Below are 6,101 nucleotides of genomic sequence, written 5' to 3' on the forward strand. Positions count from 1 at the left end.
TAAATCATCGTAAAGTTCCAAGGCTGGAGACCTACACTACTTAACTACTGTAGATTGAGTTTACCTTAGGACGTAGTGCTATGAAGGTAATTGATTGTTTCTCGAGAATCCTTGGAGATAGAATTGGGAAAAACCAGGTTGAGTAGCTTGGAGTGGTTTAATGCTTAGTTTCATCATATTAAAACATGACGTGTTGACTAAGAAAACTTGTTCAACTAGGATTCAACCCCGAGATCGTTGTTCTCGGGTTATCAGTGTAGGGTTAAAACCGTGGTATACATGGATATTATTGAAGTGATAGTATGCCGGTGAGAGACGAAGTACTCAACTGGCTAGCAGAAGCTCAAGCTGATCTCAGATATGCTGAAATGAGTATTAGCACAGGTAGATATAACTGGGCTTGTTTCATAGCTCAGCAAGCTGCTGAGAAAGCTTTGAAAGCCCTAATGCTCCACGTTCTAGGTGAGTATCCGCGAGGCCACGACCTTGTCAAGCTCTACCGTAGAGTTAAAGACTCCACGGCTGTTTCACTTAGTGAGGTTGCACTTGCTAAGCTATCCGCATACTACACTCTAGCTAGATACCCCAACGCCGGTTTAGAGAGACCGTCAGAGGAGATCTTGAGAGAACATGCTGAGGAGGCTATCTCGATTGCTAAGGGGGTGCTGGATGAGGTCTCAAAAGCTATTCAAGACCCGTAGTGACATCGTAGAGATCCTCGGGAGGCTGGCTAGAGAGATCAACGCCATGATTTACCTGTTTGGAAGCTATGCTAGAGGTGATCACACGCTTGAAAGCGATGTTGACATAGTAGTTGTATGCGAGTGTTTCAAGAGCATGAGCTACCCGGATAGAGTTGCATTCATAAGAACAAGACTACCACCCGACATCGGGTTCGACATAGTAGCCTTAACACCGGAGGAGTTCAAGAGCAGATCGAGCAAGGCGTTCTTCAGAGACGTATCAAAGTACTGGGTAGAGATAAAACCGTAAAGCACGCGGCCACCAGCCTACAGTCACCTCAAGTTTAGGCTTTCTAGACGAAGAGTTCTCTGCCGCAAGAAGCTACAGTAGATTTCAGCAATACGGTGAACATGCAGGAATTCAGTAGAAAGAGGGTAGACGCACTACTTCTAGTGCTAGTGTGTAGTCTATGTAGCCGTCTCTAACTAGTCCAGCTATTTCCAGAACCTTTCTAGCCTCTAGCACTGTTTCCTGTCTTAGTTTTGTAGGTTTTCCTAGGGCGGGTCATCACGGTTCCTCTGAGCCCCTCCCCATGGTCTACCATGGGTCTCGGAAGCACAGGGTCACCAAGAGCTCTAAGCATCCTAGAGAGACCTACAAAACCTAGCACACTAAAACAGTTGCGAACCCCTCTCCCTACCATGCTTATCTACTACTTACTGAAGTATCCTAGCTTAATACATGCTCTTAATTCGTTCAACTCCCGAATTTATGTTGAAAAACTATGGTTGAAGCAATAGTTGTTTAAGCGCTGTGACTAGTTCACGTTCTAGTACTGAATGGCTTTCGAAGTGTTTGTTTGGATCCTTTGTTAGTGTATAAACCCAGTAGATTGAGAAAACGGGGAAAATAATTGTTAATATCAGATACAGTAGAGTGCTTCTATCAGGCACTATATTGAATTCCTCAATTCTTCTTGTAAATGAAGGTATTTTCTCTCTAACTTCATCGAAGAATTCTGCGAGTAATAGTTTTTCCTTTTCAGAGTGTTCTGCGAAATCTTTGTTTAAGAAGTGGTATACATAGAATATGTATAGAGGAATGATAGTCAATATTGTATTAGCTAAAGCACTCTTCACGTGAGAATTAATTTCTCTGAGTTCATTAAGTCTAGATTTCATTTCATGACTTCGCCTGAATTTCAAAAGATCAGCTATTTCCACTAGGTTCTCGAAGAACATGAGCGTTCTAGCGAAGTGGTCGTTTCTTCTTTTAATCCACTTGTATACAATGTAGAAATTAAGAAGTATTGCGATAAGTATTGCGAGAATGTATATTACAAATCCCATCGCAGTTAGAGCCAGGTAACCCGGGTGTGTATCCATGCTGGATAATCCAATGAACACAATCACCATTAAACCAGCTCCGCTCAGAATAAGAATAGGGGGTATAAAAGGTAGAATAACCGGCATTCTATAATCCGTTTTCTTTGATTCTTCAATTAACTCCTCGGATTTTCTAAGAAGGGACTCTATTCTCTCCTTGTTAGCCGACAAACTCACACCGTATCAGTATTATGAACTTTAGGGTATTTAAACCTTAAAGTAAAATTAAATTATGAATTAACACAATGATAAGTTTAGCTAAGCACTTTGAAGCATGTATTCTACCTGTGGAAACCAGAGTTTCTATTTGCGGTGTTGACAGAAATATTATCCTAGTTCCAAGCGTTAAGGTTTATTTCATAGTTGAGCCCGACAAGACTATGGTGCTGAAGCTACTTCTCTACTTGAACAGCGGGTTCGCTCGTAGCCTTCTGAAGCTCAGGGCTTGGAGTGTTCGAGGAGGCTACTACAGGCATCAGTCGGCAAGCGTTGCTCATCTGCCCATACCGCGAGCACTACTAGAATGTAGTGCGTGGGGGATAGTGGAGGTATTCGCTTCTCACTACGATGGAGACCTGAACGCTGTTGCCGAAGGATATCTCTAGAAAGCAGGAGGATGAGCTGGAGGACGAGCTGAAGAGAATCCTGGGTATCACGGATGACGAGTATAAGGTTATCGTTGAGTACGGAACATGACTCAACGAGCTAGGAGAAGCGAAAGTAGAGGGAGAAGCGGAGGAAGAGATGGAAGAGGAGGAGGTATATTGAAACCCGGGATCTTGGTAATAGTGCCACGTCTAGGTATACTACCCTTGTACTTCTCTACCAGCTCTAGGAGATGAACTGGAAAGTGCATGAAAGCTTCGGGTTTCCTAGGGCTAGGCAAGTTGTAAGACACTACATTATATACCTCTACTCCAAAGGTGTTAGCGGTCTTGACTGGGATACTTACGCTAGGTTAATGCTAGCTATTCCTGGACGTGGATACGGTAAAAAAGTAGGTCAAAAACCTGTACCAGCAGATAAAGTTGTTAAAGCTTTCGATTACCTGAAGCAGAACAACGAGAAGATCTACTTAGTATACACTCTCACGCTTTACTCTGGTGTACGATTCGAGCATGTTATTAATGCTCTCAACTTCTGGAATCCCAATGAAGAACTATACATAGTGTACCTAGATATAGATATCAAAAGAATCGCATGCTTCATGGAACACGGGTTCTACAGGTACTACTCTCTAAACCCAGGTAGTACCTGTAGGATGATACCTACCATCTCTACAATCCATTTGCTTACCACTAAGTTGCTTGATGAGATGCCATCCGAGAACTTTACCTTCCAAGCAGTTACTCCATATTCTCTTGTAATCCAATAGAGTACGATAGGACACGGGTTTATCGGGGTTTTCCATCCTGCTTGAATAGTCATTTCTCGAACTCGGGTGTCTACTTCAGTTCTATTCATGGAATAGCTTCTCCAAGTCTCTCAGTAAGCTCAGCCTTGTAGTACTTGAGAACGTAGTTTAAAACTCTTCTTTCAATACATTGTTTCTCAGAATTGCATCGAGAAGAGCTCGAGCTTGCCACTCCTCGAGAGCATGGGAGGAACTCTCGCATCCTATACTTTAGGACAATGAACAAGGTATAAAATTTTTCGTGGATTCAGCGCCGGGGGCGGGATTTGAACCCGCGTGGGCAGTTAGCCCACCGGTTCTCAAAGCCCGTCTGCTTCCATAATCTAAAAGTGTTGTGGTCGAAAATAGTTTATATTATTTTTGACTCCTATCAATGAAGATTGTTGGGACGTCCGTTCCAACCCAGTCTTTGTTTTGGCCCAGAACCGTCCCACCTTTCAAGTGGAGTGTGAGGAGGCTTCATGACCTGTAACACACTCTACTATATACACTAAAATACTAATATACCGTTAAGTCGCATTTGTTTTGTCTAACCAGCAAATTTTTATACTTAGATGTCTTACTAAAATATTTGGTGAGTTAGGTGCCTAATTCCGTTCCACAGTGGGTTCTCAATGATTATATAAAGCTTAGAGCTTATTTTGGTGAGAAGCCTTTCACCGTTGATGATGCTTCTAAGGTCTTAGAGAAGCCTTCGGATACGGTAATGGTTCTTCTCAGCAATCTTAGTAAAGGTAACTTAGTGAACGTAGTAGCGGTAGACCCGGAGAACCCTAAGAGGAAGATCTACGCTCTTCGCCCAATACCAGTTACTAGGGGGGACCTTGAAGACATTCTAAAGAAGGCGGCAGACTTGATAAGAACGCGTGTAGACTACTCCTTCATACTCGTTCTACTCTTCTATAAGCGGATTAGCGATCAGTGGAAGCTTGAGTACGAGTCTACTGTTAAGGAGCTTGTTGAAGAAGGCTATTCAACCCAGGAGGCTGGAAGCCTAGCAAAAGAAAAGTTCTTCCACCAGTTCATAATATCGGAGGACTACCTGTGGGATAACGTAGTTAAGCATAAGGGAGAGCTACACGTATTCTTTTCTGAAGCTCTCAAGAAGCTGGGAGAACTAAACCCAGAGCTGAGAGCAGTATTCGACAACTTCGACTTCCACCAGTTCGCCTCCAGCAGAGAGAACACGGAGATACTCAGACAACTGGTAGAGTTGTTCGATTCAGTACCCCTGATTGATGTATCGCCCGACATCCTTGGAGACGCCTACGAGTGGCTCCTGATGATGTTTGCCCCAGAGAAGGCCAAGGAAGGAGAGATTTTCACACCGAGGGAAGTCATTAAGCTTTTGGTAGGCATCCTAGACCCTAAGCCAGGTGATAGAGTTCTAGATCCTGCAGCTGGAAGCGGTGGTATGCTCATAACTACCTACAAGTACGTTGAGAACAGGTTCGGAAAAGAAGAAGCAGATAAGCTGTTCCTCTACGGACAGGAGGCAAACGCTAAGATAGCCGCCCTAGCTAAGATGAACATGTACATACACGACATACACAACCACAAGATCGAGATTGGAGACAGCCTCCTATACCCTAAGTTCGAGCTCGAAGCCTGGGACCTAGTGCTTGCTAATCCCCCATGGAACCAAGACGGCTACAATGAAGAGGTTCTCAAGAAAAACGAGAAATACAGGTTCGTATACAAATACGGCTATACCCCATCACAGACTGCTGACTGGGCATGGATACAACTGATGTTAGCTGCTACAAAGCCTGATGGCCGAGTAGGCGTGGTAATAGACCAGGGAGCACTATTCAGGGGTGGAAGCGAAAAAGCAATTAGAAGCAAAATAATCGATAACGACCTGGTGGAAGCTGTCATACTGCTACCTGAGAAGCTCTTCTACAACACTAGTGCTCCAGGAGTAATAATCATTTTCAACAAGAGTAAGCCACAGGAAAGAAAAAGAAAAATACTATTCATAAACGCATCCCAGCTATACGAGAAACACCCCGAGGTGAGGAAATTAAACAAACTCGGAGACCAGCACATCGCGAAAATAGTTGAAATCTACAGAACCTACAGAGAAGAGCAAGGATTATCACGCATAGTATCTCTCGAAGAGGTTAAAAACAACGATTACAACCTCAACGTAACACTCTACGTAACACCAATAGAGGAGGGAGAGAAAGTAAACATTGAAGAGGAGTGGAGAGAACTCAAGAAACTAGAGGAAGAAACACGTGAACTACTAGCAAAGATAGACACATGGATAACCGAGATAATCAAAACCCTACAGAGCTGAAAAACCATGACCACTAAGAAGCTATCAGACTACATAAAACAGTCTATATCCGTGCAGGGTACTAAAAAAGAAGAACAACCAAAACCTGCCCAAGCACGAATACTGTTCAAGAAAGAAACAGAATTACAGGAAACACCAATAGGAAAAATACCGAAAGACTGGAAGATTGCCACACTTAAGGATATAGCTCTGATTTCATCAGGCAATACAGCGCCACAAGAAAAGAAGTATTTTGAAGGTGGTAAGTTTCCATTCATTAGGGTACAACATTTAAATAATCTGGAGGAGCAAAAATATCCTACACAATATGATCTTA

The 6,101-nt window shown here is 43.1% G+C and carries 7 protein-coding genes; 6 read left to right on the top strand and 1 reads right to left on the bottom strand.

The window, feature by feature from the left end:
• Positions 1–302 precede the first annotated feature (302 nt).
• Entirely contained in the window at positions 303–701 is a 399-nt protein-coding gene (locus tag QXV08_RS08615) for a HEPN domain-containing protein (RefSeq protein WP_342821536.1), read from the top strand.
• Positions 670–993 carry a nucleotidyltransferase domain-containing protein gene (locus QXV08_RS08620; protein WP_342821537.1) on the top strand — a complete coding sequence of 108 codons (324 nt, stop codon included), beginning with the start codon at positions 670–672 and terminating at the stop codon, positions 991–993. Before QXV08_RS08615 ends, QXV08_RS08620 begins: the two co-directional genes overlap by 32 nt.
• A 473-nt stretch (positions 994–1,466) precedes the next feature.
• Here QXV08_RS08620 and QXV08_RS08625 read toward each other — a convergent pair whose 3' ends face one another.
• Positions 1,467–2,240 carry a hypothetical protein gene (locus QXV08_RS08625; protein WP_342821538.1) on the bottom strand — a complete coding sequence of 258 codons (774 nt, stop codon included), beginning with the start codon at positions 2,238–2,240 and terminating at the stop codon, positions 1,467–1,469.
• 209 nt (positions 2,241–2,449) lie between these two features.
• On the opposite strand from QXV08_RS08625, the gene QXV08_RS08630 reads away from it, so the two are divergent.
• The 4 genes from QXV08_RS08630 to QXV08_RS08645 all read left to right on the top strand — a co-directional run.
• Positions 2,450–2,674 carry a hypothetical protein gene (locus tag QXV08_RS08630; protein ID WP_342821539.1) on the top strand — a complete coding sequence of 75 codons (225 nt, stop codon included), beginning with the start codon at positions 2,450–2,452 and terminating at the stop codon, positions 2,672–2,674.
• A 233-nt stretch (positions 2,675–2,907) separates the two neighbouring features.
• Positions 2,908–3,444, top strand: a complete 537-nt coding sequence (locus QXV08_RS08635) for an integrase (RefSeq protein WP_342821540.1) — start codon at positions 2,908–2,910, stop codon at positions 3,442–3,444.
• A gap of 622 nt (positions 3,445–4,066) precedes the next feature.
• Positions 4,067–5,785 carry a type I restriction-modification system subunit M gene (locus QXV08_RS08640; RefSeq protein ID WP_342821541.1) on the top strand — a complete coding sequence of 573 codons (1,719 nt, stop codon included), beginning with the start codon at positions 4,067–4,069 and terminating at the stop codon, positions 5,783–5,785.
• A gap of 6 nt (positions 5,786–5,791) precedes the next feature.
• Positions 5,792–6,101: restriction endonuclease subunit S (locus QXV08_RS08645; RefSeq protein ID WP_342821542.1), on the top strand; the 310-nt coding region annotated here is incomplete at its 3' end.

The organism is Desulfurococcus sp., assembly GCF_038881575.1.
Lineage (GTDB): Archaea > Thermoproteota > Thermoprotei_A > Sulfolobales > Desulfurococcaceae > Desulfurococcus.